Consider the following 14,413-nt stretch of genomic DNA (forward strand, 5'->3'; position numbering starts at 1 on the left):
CCACTACAATTCGGCTGGATATTGTTACTCCTGACCGGATGGTCTATTCCGCCGACGTCAACATGGTCATAGCCAGAGCGACCGACGGCGACCTGGGCATCCTGCCAGGGCATGCCCCGCTCATCGCCGGACTTGACATCTGGCCCCTCAGGATTCAAACCGACGAGGGTGAGCAGCAGTTTGCCCTGTGCGGCGGCTTTATTGAAGTGCGGCCGCAAAAAATAACCATCCTGGCAAGCTGCGCTGAACTACCGGCAGAAATCGATATTGAACGCGCTGAGTCCGCCAAAGAACGGGCTGAGAACCGCTTGCGGAGTCCTTTGCCCGACACCGATGTCCGGCGGGCGGAAGTAGCTCTGAAACGGGCTATGATGCGTCTTAAGGTTGTTCAGTCTAAAACGAATTTAATCATGTAAAAAGTCCGCAGGCATAATGTCTGCGGACTTTTTACATGATTAATGCCGAGTGAATTCGCTGCCCCTTATTATTTTTAAAATTTTCTGACTAAATCGGCAGGAATTTTAAATTTTCTGACGAATATCATATATTAGTACAAAGGAAAATATTCTATAAAAGAGAGGTGTATAGAATGGCTCTCGTTCTAATGCCCATTCTTTTAATTTCGGCAGCCTGTAACTTCGGTTTTAATGCCCTAAGTATTTTCCTAATCAGCGCACTCTTTATAACAATAACGATTATTTCTTCTGTCGCGGTATTTGGTTCTCTCGGCTATTTATGGTCCAGTTATGGCTTATTTGTTACCTTAGCCATTATCCTGGGGTTCGGGTTTTTGCTTATGCTCAATCCCGACTATCGCCGGAGAATGGAAACGGATGCCTAAGTCCCGGGCTCATCCTGACTGTTTCAGACTAAACAGCAAATGCATTATTTTATTGTCATAGTAGCTATAATATGAACAGAACGCTATCTCCCGTCGATCGGAGATAGCGTCTTATTTTTTATTTTCTGCGCTTTTTCAGTTCCTCAAAAAGCTCGCTCGGCGTAATACTGTGATTGGCCAGCAGCACCAGGCAGTGATACCAAAGATCAGCCATTTCATAGAGAATCTCAGCTTTATCATTATTTTTAGACGCAATGATTGTCTCGGCGGCTTCCTCGCCCACTTTTTTCAAAATCTTGTCCTGGCCCTTTTCAAACAGATAATTGGTATAGGATCCCTCTTTCGGATGATATTTACGGTCGTTAATGACGTCATAGAGTTCATAAAGGACGCCGGCCAACGGCTCTTTATATACTTTATCCGGATCAACCAGTTTTTCCGCCTGTTCCGCGGCTGCATCCAACCTGCGGCTAAAACAAGAAAATGTGCCTTCATGGCAAGCCGCGCCGGTTTGATTCACTTTGACTAAAATTGTGTCTGCGTCACAGTCATAATACATTTCTTTCACAGCCTGCACATGACCGGATGTTTCCCCTTTGCGCCAGAGTGTACGGCGGCTGCGGCTATAAAACCAGGTCGCACCGGTTTCCAGTGTTTTGGCTAACGACTCGGCATTCATATAAGCCAGCATCAGCACCGTGCCGGAAGCTTCATCCTGAATAATCGCCGGCACTAAGCCATTTTCATCAAATTTTATCTGTTCGCTATTCATAATCTCACCTCTACCCCACGGGATTTAAGATATTCCTTAACCTGACCGACGCTAAACTGTCCATAGTGAAAAACAGATGCTGCCAAAACCGCATCCGCTTTGCCGGCAGTTAATACTTCGTAAAAATGTTCCATTTCACCGGCGCCGCCGGAAGCAATCACCGGTACATCCACTGTCTCAGACACAGCCCTGGTGAGCGGAATGTCATAACCGTCCTTGGTGCCGTCTTTATCCATACTTGTCAGCAGAATTTCGCCGGCCCCCAGATCGGTGGCCCGTTTAACCCATTCCAAGACATCAATGCCTGTCGGTGTGCGCCCGCCGTTAATGTATACTTCCCAGGCAGCCTGTCCGGACTGCCTGGCGTCAACAGCCAAAACAATGCACTGACGCCCGAACCGTTTAGCCCCTTCGGCCAAAAGTTCAGGATTTTTCACAGCTGCCGTGTTGAGGGAAACCTTATCCGCACCGGCTTTGAGCATTGTCCTGATATCCTCTACCGTACGGATACCCCCGCCCACAGTGAAGGGAATAAACACCTCGGAGGCTACCCGTTCCACTACGTCTACCATCGTCTTTCGCTCGTCAGAAGAAGCGGTAATGTCTAAAAACACGAGTTCATCAGCCAGTTTCACATCATATACCTTGGCCAGTTCCACCGGATCGCCCGCATCGCGCAAGCCCACAAAATTTGTACCTTTTACTACCCGTCCGTCTTTGACATCCAGGCAGGGAATAATCCGTTTGGTATACATCTTTAAGCGCCCTCCTTTGCCAGGCGAATGGCTGCCGCTACATCAACCGCACCGGTATAGATGGCTTTACCAACGATAACACCTTCGATACCGCCTGCGGCGTTGGCGGCTTTCAGCGCTGTAATATCGTCAAGACTTTTCACCCCGCCGGAAGCAATCACCGGAATCCCCGCCGCCTTAGCCAGCGCTGCGGTTGCCGCTACATTGACCCCCTGCAGCGTACCGTCCCGGGAGATATCCGTATAAATAATCCTCTCTACACCGGCCCCGGCCATCCTTTTGGCCAGTTCTTCCGCCCCCACGCCGCCGGAAACCTCCCAGCCGTCGACAGCCGCCTGTCCGTCGCGGGCATCAATGCCGACAACAATCCGGCTGCCAAAACGTCGGCATGCTTCCCGCACAAGCTCCGGCTTGCGGACAGCAACAGACCCTAATATCACCCGGGCAACACCGGCTTGCAGCACTTGCTCAATATTTTCCAGCGTCCGAATGCCGCCGCCCAACTGCAGTGGGATGTTTACCGCTTGCGCGATCGCACGGACTACGGCAAGATTAACTGACTTTCCGGCTACCGCGCCATCAAGATCGACAATATGCAAATATTCGGCCCCGACGGCAACCCATTTAAGCGCCATATCAACAGGATTGTCCGCAAACACGGTCTCTTGGTCAAAACGTCCTTTTGTCAGGCGGACACAGCGGCCGCCTCTAATATCGATTGCCGGAAATATAATCATCATTTCAACTCCTTAAAAAGTTAGCTAAAATAGCCAACCCCGCTGCGCTTGACTTTTCAGGGTGAAACTGCACAGCCTGCACATTGCCGCAGCCTACGGCCGCCGTTACCGCGCTGCCGTATTCGGTCACAGCGGTGATCACTTCCGGCTTATCCGGCACGGCATGATAACTATGAACAAAATAAACATAGGGGGCTGCGGGTAATCCGCCAAAAAGCAGGCTGGGGGTTTTAAACTCCAGACTGTTCCAGCCCATATGCGGAATTTTCAGTTCAGGGGCAATGATTTTCCGCACCATTCCTGACAAAATCCCCAGTCCCTGTATGCCGGGATCCTCTTCACTGCCGTCAAACAACAGTTGCAATCCCAGACAGATGCCGAGAAAGGGAGTTCCCTGCCCGGCCACTTCTTTAATAATGGGAACAAGCCCGTAGTTTTCCAGGTTAGCCATACAATCGCCGAAAGCCCCCACCCCGGGCAGCACTACCTTGGCGGCATTGCCGATAACCGCCGGATCACTGGTAACAACAATATCATAGTTACCCGCAGTTTCGGCGTTTAACTTGGCTAAGGCCTTCGACACACTATGCAGGTTGCCCATGCCATAATCAATAATTGCCAACGTTTCCCGTGCCATTGCTTAGCCTCCTTTATTCGCTCTGTCATAGCATCCCTTTAGTAGACATCACGCCTTTTATCCTTTCATCGCGGCGGGTAGCTTCAGCCAGCGCCCGGCCCAATGCTTTAAAAATGGCTTCGATCATATGATGGGTATTCTTGCCGGACAACAGCCGGACATGCAAAGTCAGGCCGGCATGGATACTAAGTGCCCGTAAAAATTCTTCGGTAAGCTCACTGTCAAACTGGCCGACCTGTTCACCCGGCAAGGCTGCATCAAAAACCAAATAGGGCCTGCCGCTAATATCAAGCGAAACCATGGCCAGTGCTTCATCCATTGGCACAAAAGCCGTACCGTAGCGCTTGATGCCGGCCTTGTCGCCAAGGGCCCCGGCCAGGGCCTGCCCCATAACAATGCCGGTATCCTCTACCGTGTGGTGTCCATCAACAAAAAGATCGCCTTTTGCTTCCACCGTAAGGTCAAACAGACCATGCTTGGCCAACAGGATCAGCATATGGTCAAAAAAACCAATGCCGGTGGCAATCTGGGACTGGCCACTGCCGTCAAGAGTCCAGGATACTTTTATGGCTGTTTCGCCGGTAATCCGTTCCAAACTGGCAGTGCGGCTCATGCGGTAACAGCCTCCAGTACGGCCTTATTTTCCTCCGGTGTGCCCACGCTGATCCGGATACAGTTGGTCAGCCCGGGCGCCGTACTGAAATCACGGATGCCAATACCCCGTGCGCTCAGTTTCGCAACCATAGCAGCGATGTTTTCACTCTTGACGAGCAGGAAATTCGTTTGCGAAGGGTAAACAGTCACACCGTCAAGGGCGCTAAGGACAGCAGCCATTCGCTCCCGCTCGCGGCTGTTTACCGCCAGGCCGCCGGCAAATTCCTGCCGCAGGCCATATACGATCTCAGCGGTTGCCAGCGTCAAAGCATTCACACTATAGGGAAGCAACACCTTGCCGATCGTGCGGGCAATCTCCTCATTGGTTAACAAGTACCCTACCCGGGCGGCTGCCAAACTGTAGGCTTTGGAAAAAGTGCGGGCAATTGCGACATTCTGATATTTACGTAACAAATTCACTGCTGTTTTTCCATAAAATTCATGATAGGCCTCATCGACAACGACCAAACTGTTGGTACCGGCCACGATATATTCAATCTGTTCAAGCGGCATAACCATACCTGTCGGATTATTGGGATTACACAGAAGAATCACGACGGCCGCTGCCTCTTTAGCTGCCGCCAGCAGTTTATCGGCATCCAGTGTATAATCAGCGTTAAGTGCCACCGGAACAGACTGACTGTCAGCCAGTTTGGCATAAATGCCATACATAGAGAAAGACGGACTGGGATAAACAATACTGCGGCCCGCCCCGCCGAAGGCATGGCAAAGAGCTTCCAGAATTTCACTGGAGCCATTGCCAACGAGTACATTGGCCGCTTTTAAGCCAAACCCGGCAGCAAGCGTTGATTTCAGGGATATCGCACTCATTTCGGGATACCGGTTAAAAGGCAGCACTGCTAATTTTTCCATAACTTTAGTTTTTATCGCCGGTGGCAAATCGGTTGGATTCTCGTTAGCGTCAAGCCTGACAGGCCACTGAATTTCCTCAACAGAATAGGGCTTTAAGCTCTCCAGTCCGCAGCGAGGTGCAAACATCCTAATTCCCCCTCATCTTTACAGCATTAGCATGGGCCGTCAAGCCTTCGGCCTCGGCCAGTTTGATAATCTGTCCGCTGACAGCCGCCAGGGCTTCCTGCGTATAGGCAATAATACTGGTTTTTTTCATAAACGTTTCGACATTAAGCACAGAATAAAAGCGGGCCGTCCCGCCGGTTGGCAATACATGGTTGGGACCGGCAAAATAATCGCCAAGCGGCTCGGGGGAATATTGTCCCATAAAGATCGCACCGGCATGCCGTACATAAGGTAATAATTTGAACGGTTCGGCGGTTAGCAGTTCCAGGTGCTCCGGCGCCGATAGATTAGCCAACTCAATGGCTTCCCCAATATCTCTGGTAATAATAATCAGACCATTGTCCTCAATCGACTGAGCGGCAATATCCTTACGCGCTAGCGTAGCCAGTTGACTGGCAACTTCTTTTTCCACCTTGGCGGCCAATTCGGCACTATCGGTAATAAGAATACTGGAAGCCAGCACATCATGCTCGGCTTGACTGAGCATATCGGCCGCCACATACTGAGGATCAGCCGTATGATCGGCTACAATAAGAATTTCACTGGGGCCTGCCAACATATCAATATCAGCGTGGCCATAGACGGCCTTTTTCGCTAAGGTAACAAAAATATTGCCCGGGCCGGTAATCTTGTCCACTTTCGGAATCGTTTCCGTTCCAAATGCCAGAGCGGCCACGGCTTGCGCACCGCCTACCTTGAAAATCCTCGTAACCCCGGATAATTTCGCCGCCGCCAGGACATAGGGGTTTACCGTTCCTTCCCGGCTAGGCGGCACCACCATGATAATTTCCTTTACCCCGGCCACTGCCGCCGGTACGGCATTCATAATCACTGATGACGGATAGGCGGCCGTACCGCCGGGAACGTAAATGCCTACCCGGTCAAGCGGCGTGCATTTCTGTCCCAAAATCGCCCCTTGTTCCCGCTCGGTAAACCATGATTTCGGTAGTTGCTCGGCGTGAAAACGCTTAACATTAGCCACCGCTGCTGCCAGAGCGTCCAATACTTCCCTGTCGGCCGCGGCGATGGCGCTCTCCATTTCAGCCGGGGTAACTTCCAGCGTCTCAGCGGTAAATTCAGCCCCGTCAATTGACCGGGTATATTGTAATACCGCCTCATTCCCCTGACGGCGTACATCTTCAACAATACGCTCCACTACCTGCTGAACCGACAGTTCCTCACCAAAAGTCTCCTTCACCTTGGCTCGCCCGCCGGCACCTAATATTACCTTATCAAAGGCCGGTTTTTCCAGTATTTCGGCCATTTCTTCCTTATTAAAAAAGCAGCTGTGAATCCGCTTCATAGTTACCCCTCACTTTCCATTAGCGCTTTCAATCCTTCAACCATCTTATTGATACGGTCAAATTTCATCTTAAAGCTTACCCGGTTGGCAATAAATCTGGCTGTTGCCGGATGAATTTGCGCAACCTCCACCAGATTGTTTTCTCTAAGTGTGCGACCGGTTTCTACCAAATCAACAATAATTTCTGCCAAACCCACCATGGGCGCAAGTTCAATGGAACCGTTCAATTTAATAATTTCCATTTGTATCCCAATGCTATGAAAAAAGCTTTCGGCAATCCGCGGATACTTTGTCGCCACCCGCATATTAGCGTAATCACTCAATTTTTCCTGCTTTAGCGCCTGAGGAACAGCAACCATCATCCGGCAAAAGCCAAATTTTAAATCTAACAACTCATAGACATCCTTGTTTTCCTCCAAAAGTACATCCTTGCCAATAATGCCGATATCGGCCGCGCCATACTCCACATAGGTAGGCAAATCCGCCGTTTTGGTAATAATAAAACGTATCTTCTCGGTCTCATTGGCAATAACCAGTTTCCGTGAATTCTCACTGAGGCCTTCGGCCTGATAACCAATTTTAGCCAACATATTGGCCGAAAGATCGAAAAGCTTGCCTTTAGGCAGAGCAATTGTTACATATTCCATATCATTTGAGGTCATGACATGTCTCCTGTCTTCCTTTAATTAATTAAAGCGTTAATATATTGATATATTATCACTCTATTTAAACGACGTCAATACATGAATTTAAAAAATTCCTTTTACTGCCTAACAGACTTTTGTCAGCTACCATCATATTTTTACTCTCAGGTAGGAAATCTTTCTGCATATGTAGAAGTATTTGGCAAGATAATAACCTTAATAAGGAGGTTCATTATGGCTGTTCTTAACATTGTTGTGCTCAACCCGCTGGCTGACCGACATAAGGAAATGATTAAGGCCGCTGAGCCTAATGTAAATATAATTGTAAGTGATCAACAAAATGCACTTGAACATATGCCTGTTTGTCATATACTAGCAACTTGGGGTTGGGCGGAAACCCGGGATTTATATCAGGCTGCGCCCCACTTAGAATGGATTCATTCGTTAAGTGCCGGGGTTGAAAAATTAATTTTTCCCGAGATCCAGGCAGCTGACACCGTTCTTACCAATTCCAAGGGTATTCACGGCATTGCCGTTTCTGAACACGTATTGGCCATGATTCTGGCCTTTAGCCGTGGGCTTACCCTCAGTATTCGCCAGCAGGACGCTAAGCTTTGGAAACGAGTGCCAACCATTGAATTGCATGAACATACCTTAGCGATTATCGGCTTAGGGTCAATTGGGCGCGAAATTGCCAAGAAGGCGAAGGCTTTAGGAATGAATGTTCTTGCCAGCAAACAGGAATTAACAACTGAGCTGTTCGTAGACAAACTATATCCTTCAGACCCTGAAAGCCTTCTGGAAATGCTGGCACAAGCTGATTTTGTCACTGTAGCTCTGCCCTTAACGGAAAGCACCCAAAACCTGATCGGGCTAACGCAGTTTAAAGCCATGAAGCCTTCTGCTTATTTCTTTAATATTGCCCGGGGGGCTATTGTTAATGAGGCCGACTTAATTACAGCATTAGAACAGAAATTAATTGCCGGGGCAGGACTGGACGTTTTTTCCCAGGAGCCGTTGCCGGAATCCAGCCCTCTATGGGGCATGCCTAATGTAATCATCACACCCCATGTTGCCGCCCTTTCCCCGGCCTACCTTGACCGGGCTGTTAAATTATTTGCCGATAATCTCATCCGCTTTATCCAGGGACGGGAAATGATCAATATTGTTGACAAAACAAAAGGCTATTAGTTTAAATTATCAGCTATTCTAAGTAATGTAAGCTCCGGTGGTTCACCCTCTGCCGGAGCCTCATGATGTCTTGCTACAATTTCAATTAGTTGTTCAGGCAAGCCGGCTGCTTTAAGCATAGCCGCCCCGCGGGCAGCGTGGTTATAGTAAATATAAACGGCATGACGGAGATTGTCTATTTTTCCGCCCCGTCCCATTCGCCCCCATGACTTTGCCCATGCCGGCACAAATTTATCCAAAATTACAGTAATGATCTTATCAGCAGTACTAACGTCTCCTTTTATCTTGCCAACATCGTGCAAAAGCGCACACTTAATCAAGAGTTCTTGATTAATCGTTTCCTGGACTGTGGCAAGTTTCCGGGCGGTATAGGCTACGTTCAAAGCATGACGCTGGTCAGGCAGATTCATCCGCCAAAAGAAGGCCGCCTGGGCCTCATTCAAATGCTTTTCGACAAACCTTCTGTCTGGCCTGTTAACTTTTGCCGTAAGCGCTGCAACAACCTGCTTTACCCGTTTATTCAATATAAATCAGTTCCTCATAGCCTTCTTCGCGGATAGCGGTCTCTGCTGCCGCTTTGGCGGAGCTTGCCAGCGCAAGTTCCGCCCGCCGCCCCGCTTTGCGGCATTCCTTTGCCACACGAATCGCTTCGGCGAGCTTACCCTCAGCCCAGGCAATGTATACATCTTTAACACGTACATTGACACCAATGCCCTGGCGCTCCATGGCCAGCAGCAACCGCTCAATTCCCAGCGCAAAACCGGTAGCCGGATTGGCAACGCCAAAAGAAGCCAGCATGGTATCATAGCGGCCGCCGCCGCACAAAGGGAAGCCCAAACCCGGGGTATAGGCTTCAAAAACCATGCCTGTATAATAATCAAAATCGCGAATTATCCCCAAATCAAAATTAACATACCGTTCAACCCCATAGCCTTGTAAGAGTTTATGAATGTCGGCCAGGTTATCAAGCGCCGCCCGGCTAAGCTCATTATTAACCAGCCGGTAGGCATCGTTAAGCATATCTTCCCGACCGTGCAACAAGGGAATTTGCTTTAATAATTCCCCGGCTGCCTGGCTAAGTCCGCTTTGCGCTACAATCTCACCCAGGCCTACCAAATCACGGGTGACCATTGCATATTTTACCCGGTGCTGCTCTTGCGGGCTTAAACCACTCTCTGCCATCAAGCCATTAATAAAGGAAACCTGACCTAACCCAATCTGAAAATTAGTCAATCCTGCTTCCAGCATGGCTTCGACCGCCAGGGCAATTATCTCAGCATCAGCTACAGGTCCCGGCGCGCCTAATAGTTCAACCCCGGCCTGATAAAACTCACACTGCCGTCCGGCTTGAGCCTGCTCGTGCCTAAATACATTAGTCAAATAAAATAATCTTAGTGGCAGCGGTCTTTCTTTCAGTCTTGTGGCAGCAACTCTTGCTATCGGTGTTGTCATATCCGGTCTAAGGCCTAAAATACGATTATTCTTATCAAAAAATTTGAATACATGCTCCTGCATAGCATTGCCTGTGCCTAGCGTAATGGTTTCCATATATTCAAAAGTCGGCGTTACCACTTCATCATAGCCCCAACGTGAAAATAACCCGGCAAGCGCTCCTTCCACAATCCGTTTCTGATTGGCTTCCCGTGGTAGCAAATCCCGCGTTCCGTAAGGAATTTGCGGCACAAAATTATTTTTATCCATAAATACACCTCATCTTGAATCTGCGTTTTTTTCCAGATTAGATAATACGATCTTATAGCCATCGGCACCATAATAGAGACAGCGCTTAACCCTGCTGATTGTTGCCGTGCTGGCACCGGTAGCAGCAACAATATCGTCATAAATAACTCCCGCTTTTAATAGCCGAGCCACTTCCAGCCGCTGGGCCATCGACTTTAATTCGCCGATCGTGCATATGTCTTCAAAAAACTGGTAACATTCCTCTTCAGTATTGAGCGACAAAATGGCTTCAAATAGTTGATCGGTTAGCTTGTCTTTTAACTTAGGATTTACCGACATACTACTAGCCTCCCTGTAAATACTTAATGATTTATACAGTTATTCGACATTGACCTATATTTTCCTTCTTTATCTCTTTCCATCTTTATTTAATTAAAATATATGTATAACTTTCCCTCTTTTTTACAGTCAATACCACATTTTTTCTGTTGACAGCCATCCTTAGCCATGCTAATATAAAAATTACAAATCTAATATTGTTCATCAAGAGCTGGCTGAGGGACTGGCCCAATGACGCCGCGGCAACCATCGCACATGCGAACGGTGCCAATTCCACAGGAGTAATCCTGGCAGATGAAGAACTGTACATCAAGCCTCTTCGGACTGCCGAGGGGGCTTATTATTTGACTGGAAGGGGGGTATTTTAACTATTTCGATGCATACATGATACATTTTTATTAAAATTGTGTTTTGGGAGGAATCATTTATGAAAAAGTTTACCTTGTTGGCAATAATCGCATTATTAGCATTTTCCAGTTTTATTGCCGGCTGCGGCAACAAGAACGCACCGGCGCCTGCGGCCTCAGAAAAAAAGACTATCAAAGTAGGTGCCACCTCTGTACCGCACGCCGAAATTCTCAATGTTGTCAAGCCAATGCTTGAAAAAGAAGGCGTCAACCTGGTTATTGTTGAGATGAATGACTATGTTCGTCCCAATATCGCCGTTGCCGAAAAAGAGTTGGATGCAAACTTTTTCCAGCATATCCCTTACCTGACCAAATTTAGCGAAGAACGCAAGCTTGACCTTACTTACACCGCTGCTGTTCATATTGAACCGATGGGCGTGTACTCCAAAAAAATTAAAAGTCTAAACGACCTGCAAAACGGTGCTGAAGTCGGTATCCCCAACGATCCCACCAATGGCGGCCGCGCACTGGCACTGTTAGCCAAGGCCGGTGTTATCAAACTAAAAGATAATGTCGGTGTTAATGCCACAGTAAAGGATATTACCGAAAACCCCAAAAATCTAAAAATTCGCGAGCTCGAAGCCCCGCAGCTTCCCCGCTCGCTGGATGATCTTACTTTAGCCGTTATTAACACCAACTATGCCTTGGAAGCTAAGCTTGTTCCGAGTAAAGATGCCCTGTTTATTGAACAAAAAGACTCTCCTTATGTTAATATTTTAGTTGTTCGCAAAGGTGACGAGAATCGTCCGGAAATCCAAAAGCTGACAAAAGCCTTAACTTCCGAAGAAGTTAAGAAGTTTATTAATGAAAAATATCAGGGTGCGATTGTACCTGCGTTCTAACTTATCTGCAACGTACGGAAGTTTTGCAAGCTATTTAATGCGAAATATATATAGCGCAAAAAAGTGAGTCAGGGATATCCCTAACTCACTTTTTTTTATGTTCGGCAACGCCGTAAAGAAAAATGTCGGTAATTCCTGCGGCCATCTTCTTAATAGCATCCTCTTTATCGCTGACAAAGCCTTGAAAGACCATCATAACAATAACACTGAATAAACCATGGGCGGCTTTATTAGTGTCACAGGGCCGGATATCTTTTCGTTCAATTCCCTCCTGAATAATGCTTTGCAAAACTGCTATCGTACGAGCAAACCTCTCCCGGTATTTTTTGCGCTGTGCTTCCGTAAAATTTGACGACTCTTCATGACCCAAACCCCGCATTTCATGCATAAGTACCCGCCACAAATCCGCATTGGAAACATAAAACTCCAGAAACACTTTAACAGCTTTTTCTATTTTTTTTAACGGTGGTTCTGCCACGCTGGCAATAAGGGTTAATTCAGTTTCAAAAGGAGCGCTGCGCTCTTTGATAAGGGTATAAAAGAGCTGCTCTTTATTTACAAAATACTTATATACTGTTCCTTTGCCGGTATCAGCCAAGGCGATAATCTCATCAACAGTGGCGCGATGATACCCCTTACGTGAAAAAATGGTATAAGCGGCATCCAGTATTTGCTGACGTTTCATTACACTTCCTCCTGTCACCCTGTCCACGTTAACCGGGAAATAATAAACGCCACCATTCCAATGGCTATAGCCAGTTTTACGATGAGTCCCACCGCCTGACCAATAACAATACCTTGGGCTACCCTGACAGCCTTCTCCCTGTTGCCTGTAGCCGCATATTCAGCTACATACCCGGCGATAAACGATCCGCCAACCGCTCCAAGAATAGAGCCCACACCCGGCATGATCCCTGTACCAAGGATGCCGCCGATGATACCGGCGATAAACGCCGCAAAAATTGCCTTACGCGACGCATTTTCTTTTTTGGCTCCCAGCGACCCGGCCACAAATTCAATGAATTCTCCGGTTAATACTGCTCCCAGCAGGATAAACAGCACTGTGCTGTTTATATGGATAAAGCTATCGAAAAAGCCATAACTTATAGCGGTAAAAAAGATCAGCCAATTGCCCGGCAAACCGATTACCGTCAAAAAAACACCAACAAGGGCAACTAATATAACAAGTAAATTACCGGCTGTCAGCCCTGCATCCAAAGCATACACCTCGAAAAGAGAATACGTTGATTACTGAGAGGAACGCACGATCTTATCATAGTTTCCGGTTAAACGCTCTATGAGCAATGTCGTTACGGTACTGCATACCATTAAAATTTATCGTCGGCACAGCCTGATAAACTTTATCGACAGCTTCCTGGAGATTATCAGCCACGGCTGTCACCCCGAGTACCCGGCCGCCTTGCGTAACAATTTTGCCGTTCTTACTACCGGTCCCGGCATGAAAAACCATGGCTCCCTGCGCCGCAGCCTGGTCCAGGCCGGTAATTTCATCCCCTTTACGGTAGCTGCCCGGATAACCGCCAGCAGCCAAAACAACACAGACAGCGGCCTTATCAGCCCATTCAATGGCAATATCGGCCAATCTCCCGTCCGCACATGCTTCCATGATATCCACCAAATCACTGGTCAGCAGCGGCAGAACGACCTGTGTCTCGGGATCACCGAAACGAGCATTAAATTCAATAACTTTAGGGCCTTGCGGCGTAATCATCAGCCCTGCATATAAACAGCCTTGATATAAAATGCCTTCCTGGCGCATGGCGTCAACAACCGGCTGAAGCACCTCACGCCGTACTTGTTCCCGCACAGCCGGCGTAACCACCGGCGCGGGGGCATAAGTCCCCATGCCACCGGTATTCGGGCCCCGGTCATGGTCAAACACCCGCTTGTGATCTTGGGCTGCAATCATCGGTACTACCGTATTGCCGTCGGTAAATGCCAATAAGGAAGCCTCTTCCCCCTCCAAATATTCCTCGATAACCACCAAATTACCGGCACTGCCGAAGGCTTGATCCCGCATCATCATCATAACGGCATCAATGGCTTCACTTTCCGTCATAGCGACAACAACGCCTTTACCGGCAGCCAGCCCGTCAGCTTTTACGACAATCGGTGCACCTTGTTTTTTTATATAGGCAATAGCACTATCGGCATTGTCGAAAGCAGCCGAAGCAGCAGTTGGAATATGATACTTATGCATAATCTTCTTAGCAAAAGCTTTCGAGCCTTCCAACTGGGCAGCTTTCTGGTATGGTCCGAAAACCTTTAAATTAAGAGAGGCAAAATGATCAGCCAGACCGTTGGTCAGGGGTACTTCCGGGCCAACTACAGTCAAACCGATGTTGTGTTCAAGGGCAAACTTCCCCAAAGCCTCATTATCTGTTATAGCAATCGCCACACACTCAGCTACAGCCGCAATCCCGGGATTTCCCGGCGCACAATATATTTTTTCAACCCGGGGGCTCTGTGCTATTTTCCAGGCAAGAGCGTGCTCGCGGCCACCGCCACCGATAAGTAATATATTCAAATTACCACTCCTTTGTTATGCATTC

At 48.2% G+C, this 14,413-nt stretch carries 18 protein-coding genes and 1 riboswitch; of the genes, 4 read left to right on the top strand and 14 right to left on the bottom strand.

From position 1 onward, the window contains the following. Positions 1-8 precede the first annotated feature (8 nt). A complete protein-coding gene (locus BLR65_RS22340) occupies positions 9-416 on the top strand; it encodes a F0F1 ATP synthase subunit epsilon (RefSeq protein ID WP_245692990.1) in 408 nt (135 codons plus the stop codon). Between the two features lie 173 nt (positions 417-589). Then, positions 590-841 (top strand): hypothetical protein, encoded by a 252-nt coding sequence (locus BLR65_RS22345; RefSeq protein WP_093796386.1) that lies wholly within the window; start codon positions 590-592, stop codon positions 839-841. A 118-nt stretch (positions 842-959) separates the two neighbouring features. Here BLR65_RS22345 and hisIE read toward each other — a convergent pair whose 3' ends face one another. The 8 genes from hisIE to hisG are packed head-to-tail and all read right to left on the bottom strand — an operon-like array spanning position 960 to position 7,399. Then, positions 960-1,613: a bifunctional phosphoribosyl-AMP cyclohydrolase/phosphoribosyl-ATP diphosphatase HisIE gene (gene hisIE, locus BLR65_RS22350; RefSeq protein WP_176772790.1), complete on the bottom strand. Its 654-nt coding sequence runs from the start codon at positions 1,611-1,613 to the stop codon at positions 960-962. Beyond that, positions 1,610-2,368 carry an imidazole glycerol phosphate synthase subunit HisF gene (gene hisF, locus BLR65_RS22355; RefSeq protein ID WP_093796388.1) on the bottom strand — a complete coding sequence of 253 codons (759 nt, stop codon included), beginning with the start codon at positions 2,366-2,368 and terminating at the stop codon, positions 1,610-1,612. Before hisF ends, hisIE begins: the two co-directional genes overlap by 4 nt. 2 nt (positions 2,369-2,370) lie before the next feature. Beyond that, positions 2,371-3,105 carry a 1-(5-phosphoribosyl)-5-[(5-phosphoribosylamino)methylideneamino]imidazole-4-carboxamide isomerase gene (gene hisA / locus BLR65_RS22360; protein WP_093796389.1) on the bottom strand — a complete coding sequence of 245 codons (735 nt, stop codon included), beginning with the start codon at positions 3,103-3,105 and terminating at the stop codon, positions 2,371-2,373. A 4-nt stretch (positions 3,106-3,109) separates the two neighbouring features. Beyond that, positions 3,110-3,742 (bottom strand): imidazole glycerol phosphate synthase subunit HisH, encoded by a 633-nt coding sequence (gene hisH / locus BLR65_RS22365; RefSeq protein WP_093796390.1) that lies wholly within the window; start codon positions 3,740-3,742, stop codon positions 3,110-3,112. 25 nt (positions 3,743-3,767) lie between these two features. Then, complete coding sequence (hisB, locus tag BLR65_RS22370; protein ID WP_093796391.1) at positions 3,768-4,355, bottom strand: imidazoleglycerol-phosphate dehydratase HisB; 588 nt, start codon at positions 4,353-4,355, stop codon at positions 3,768-3,770. Then, positions 4,352-5,395 (bottom strand): histidinol-phosphate transaminase, encoded by a 1,044-nt coding sequence (gene hisC, locus BLR65_RS22375; RefSeq protein WP_093796392.1) that lies wholly within the window; start codon positions 5,393-5,395, stop codon positions 4,352-4,354. Before hisC ends, hisB begins: the two co-directional genes overlap by 4 nt. Position 5,396: 1 nt before the next feature. Then, entirely contained in the window at positions 5,397-6,737 is a 1,341-nt protein-coding gene (gene hisD, locus BLR65_RS22380) for a histidinol dehydrogenase (RefSeq protein WP_093796393.1), read from the bottom strand. A 2-nt stretch (positions 6,738-6,739) separates the two neighbouring features. After that, entirely contained in the window at positions 6,740-7,399 is a 660-nt protein-coding gene (hisG, locus tag BLR65_RS22385; protein WP_093796394.1) for an ATP phosphoribosyltransferase, read from the bottom strand. Between the two features lie 216 nt (positions 7,400-7,615). Here hisG and BLR65_RS22390 point away from each other — a divergent pair, with 216 nt between their 5' ends. Next, on the top strand, positions 7,616-8,572 hold the full coding sequence (locus BLR65_RS22390; protein WP_093796395.1) for a D-2-hydroxyacid dehydrogenase: 957 nt from the start codon (positions 7,616-7,618) through the stop codon (positions 8,570-8,572). Here BLR65_RS22390 and BLR65_RS22395 read toward each other — a convergent pair. The 3 genes from BLR65_RS22395 to BLR65_RS22405 are packed head-to-tail and all read right to left on the bottom strand — an operon-like array spanning position 8,569 to position 10,591. Beyond that, entirely contained in the window at positions 8,569-9,096 is a 528-nt protein-coding gene (locus BLR65_RS22395; RefSeq protein ID WP_093796396.1) for an HDOD domain-containing protein, read from the bottom strand. The genes BLR65_RS22390 and BLR65_RS22395 overlap by 4 nt on opposite strands. Next, positions 9,089-10,273 carry an ATP phosphoribosyltransferase regulatory subunit gene (gene hisZ, locus BLR65_RS22400; protein WP_093796397.1) on the bottom strand — a complete coding sequence of 395 codons (1,185 nt, stop codon included), beginning with the start codon at positions 10,271-10,273 and terminating at the stop codon, positions 9,089-9,091. Before hisZ ends, BLR65_RS22395 begins: the two co-directional genes overlap by 8 nt. Positions 10,274-10,282: 9 nt before the next feature. After that, positions 10,283-10,591, bottom strand: coding sequence for a YerC/YecD family TrpR-related protein (locus BLR65_RS22405; protein WP_093796398.1), 309 nt, complete (start codon positions 10,589-10,591; stop codon positions 10,283-10,285). A gap of 198 nt (positions 10,592-10,789) precedes the next feature. Further along, positions 10,790-10,892: riboswitch (SAM riboswitch) on the top strand. A 126-nt stretch (positions 10,893-11,018) separates the two neighbouring features. Here BLR65_RS22405 and BLR65_RS22410 point away from each other — a divergent pair. Next, positions 11,019-11,840, top strand: a complete 822-nt coding sequence (locus tag BLR65_RS22410) for a MetQ/NlpA family ABC transporter substrate-binding protein (protein ID WP_093796399.1) — start codon at positions 11,019-11,021, stop codon at positions 11,838-11,840. A gap of 85 nt (positions 11,841-11,925) precedes the next feature. Here the strand turns inward: BLR65_RS22410 and BLR65_RS22415 are convergent, their stop codons facing one another. Genes BLR65_RS22415 through purD form a run of 3 tightly spaced genes read right to left on the bottom strand, consistent with a single transcriptional unit; the run spans position 11,926 to position 14,388 of the window. Beyond that, complete coding sequence (locus BLR65_RS22415; RefSeq protein WP_093796400.1) at positions 11,926-12,525, bottom strand: TetR/AcrR family transcriptional regulator; 600 nt, start codon at positions 12,523-12,525, stop codon at positions 11,926-11,928. A gap of 14 nt (positions 12,526-12,539) precedes the next feature. Next, positions 12,540-13,058: a DUF456 domain-containing protein gene (locus BLR65_RS22420; protein WP_169716697.1), complete on the bottom strand. Its 519-nt coding sequence runs from the start codon at positions 13,056-13,058 to the stop codon at positions 12,540-12,542. 55 nt (positions 13,059-13,113) lie between these two features. Further along, positions 13,114-14,388, bottom strand: a complete 1,275-nt coding sequence (gene purD / locus BLR65_RS22425; protein WP_093796402.1) for a phosphoribosylamine--glycine ligase — start codon at positions 14,386-14,388, stop codon at positions 13,114-13,116. Positions 14,389-14,413 lie beyond the last annotated feature (25 nt).

The organism is Sporomusa acidovorans (assembly GCF_900101845.1).
Lineage (GTDB): Bacteria > Bacillota > Negativicutes > Sporomusales > Sporomusaceae > Sporomusa > Sporomusa acidovorans.

Excerpts from the sequence above, each read along its gene's own strand:
- hisF (WP_093796388.1), bottom strand. The coding sequence starts at position 2,368 with ATGTATACCAAACGGATTATTCCCTGCCTGGATGTCAAAGACGGACGG.
- BLR65_RS22415 (WP_093796400.1), bottom strand. The coding sequence starts at position 12,525 with ATGAAACGTCAGCAAATACTGGATGCCGCTTATACCATTTTTTCACGT.
- hisC (WP_093796392.1), bottom strand. The coding sequence starts at position 5,395 with ATGTTTGCACCTCGCTGCGGACTGGAGAGCTTAAAGCCCTATTCTGTT.
- BLR65_RS22410 (WP_093796399.1), top strand. The coding sequence starts at position 11,019 with ATGAAAAAGTTTACCTTGTTGGCAATAATCGCATTATTAGCATTTTCC.
- BLR65_RS22345 (WP_093796386.1), top strand. The coding sequence starts at position 590 with ATGGCTCTCGTTCTAATGCCCATTCTTTTAATTTCGGCAGCCTGTAAC.
- hisG (WP_093796394.1), bottom strand. The coding sequence starts at position 7,399 with ATGACCTCAAATGATATGGAATATGTAACAATTGCTCTGCCTAAAGGC.
- BLR65_RS22405 (WP_093796398.1), bottom strand. The coding sequence starts at position 10,591 with ATGTCGGTAAATCCTAAGTTAAAAGACAAGCTAACCGATCAACTATTT.
- hisIE (WP_176772790.1), bottom strand. The coding sequence starts at position 1,613 with ATGAATAGCGAACAGATAAAATTTGATGAAAATGGCTTAGTGCCGGCG.
- BLR65_RS22390 (WP_093796395.1), top strand. The coding sequence starts at position 7,616 with ATGGCTGTTCTTAACATTGTTGTGCTCAACCCGCTGGCTGACCGACAT.
- hisB (WP_093796391.1), bottom strand. The coding sequence starts at position 4,355 with ATGAGCCGCACTGCCAGTTTGGAACGGATTACCGGCGAAACAGCCATA.
- hisA (WP_093796389.1), bottom strand. The coding sequence starts at position 3,105 with ATGATTATATTTCCGGCAATCGATATTAGAGGCGGCCGCTGTGTCCGC.
- hisD (WP_093796393.1), bottom strand. The coding sequence starts at position 6,737 with ATGAAGCGGATTCACAGCTGCTTTTTTAATAAGGAAGAAATGGCCGAA.
- hisZ (WP_093796397.1), bottom strand. The coding sequence starts at position 10,273 with ATGGATAAAAATAATTTTGTGCCGCAAATTCCTTACGGAACGCGGGAT.
- hisH (WP_093796390.1), bottom strand. The coding sequence starts at position 3,742 with ATGGCACGGGAAACGTTGGCAATTATTGATTATGGCATGGGCAACCTG.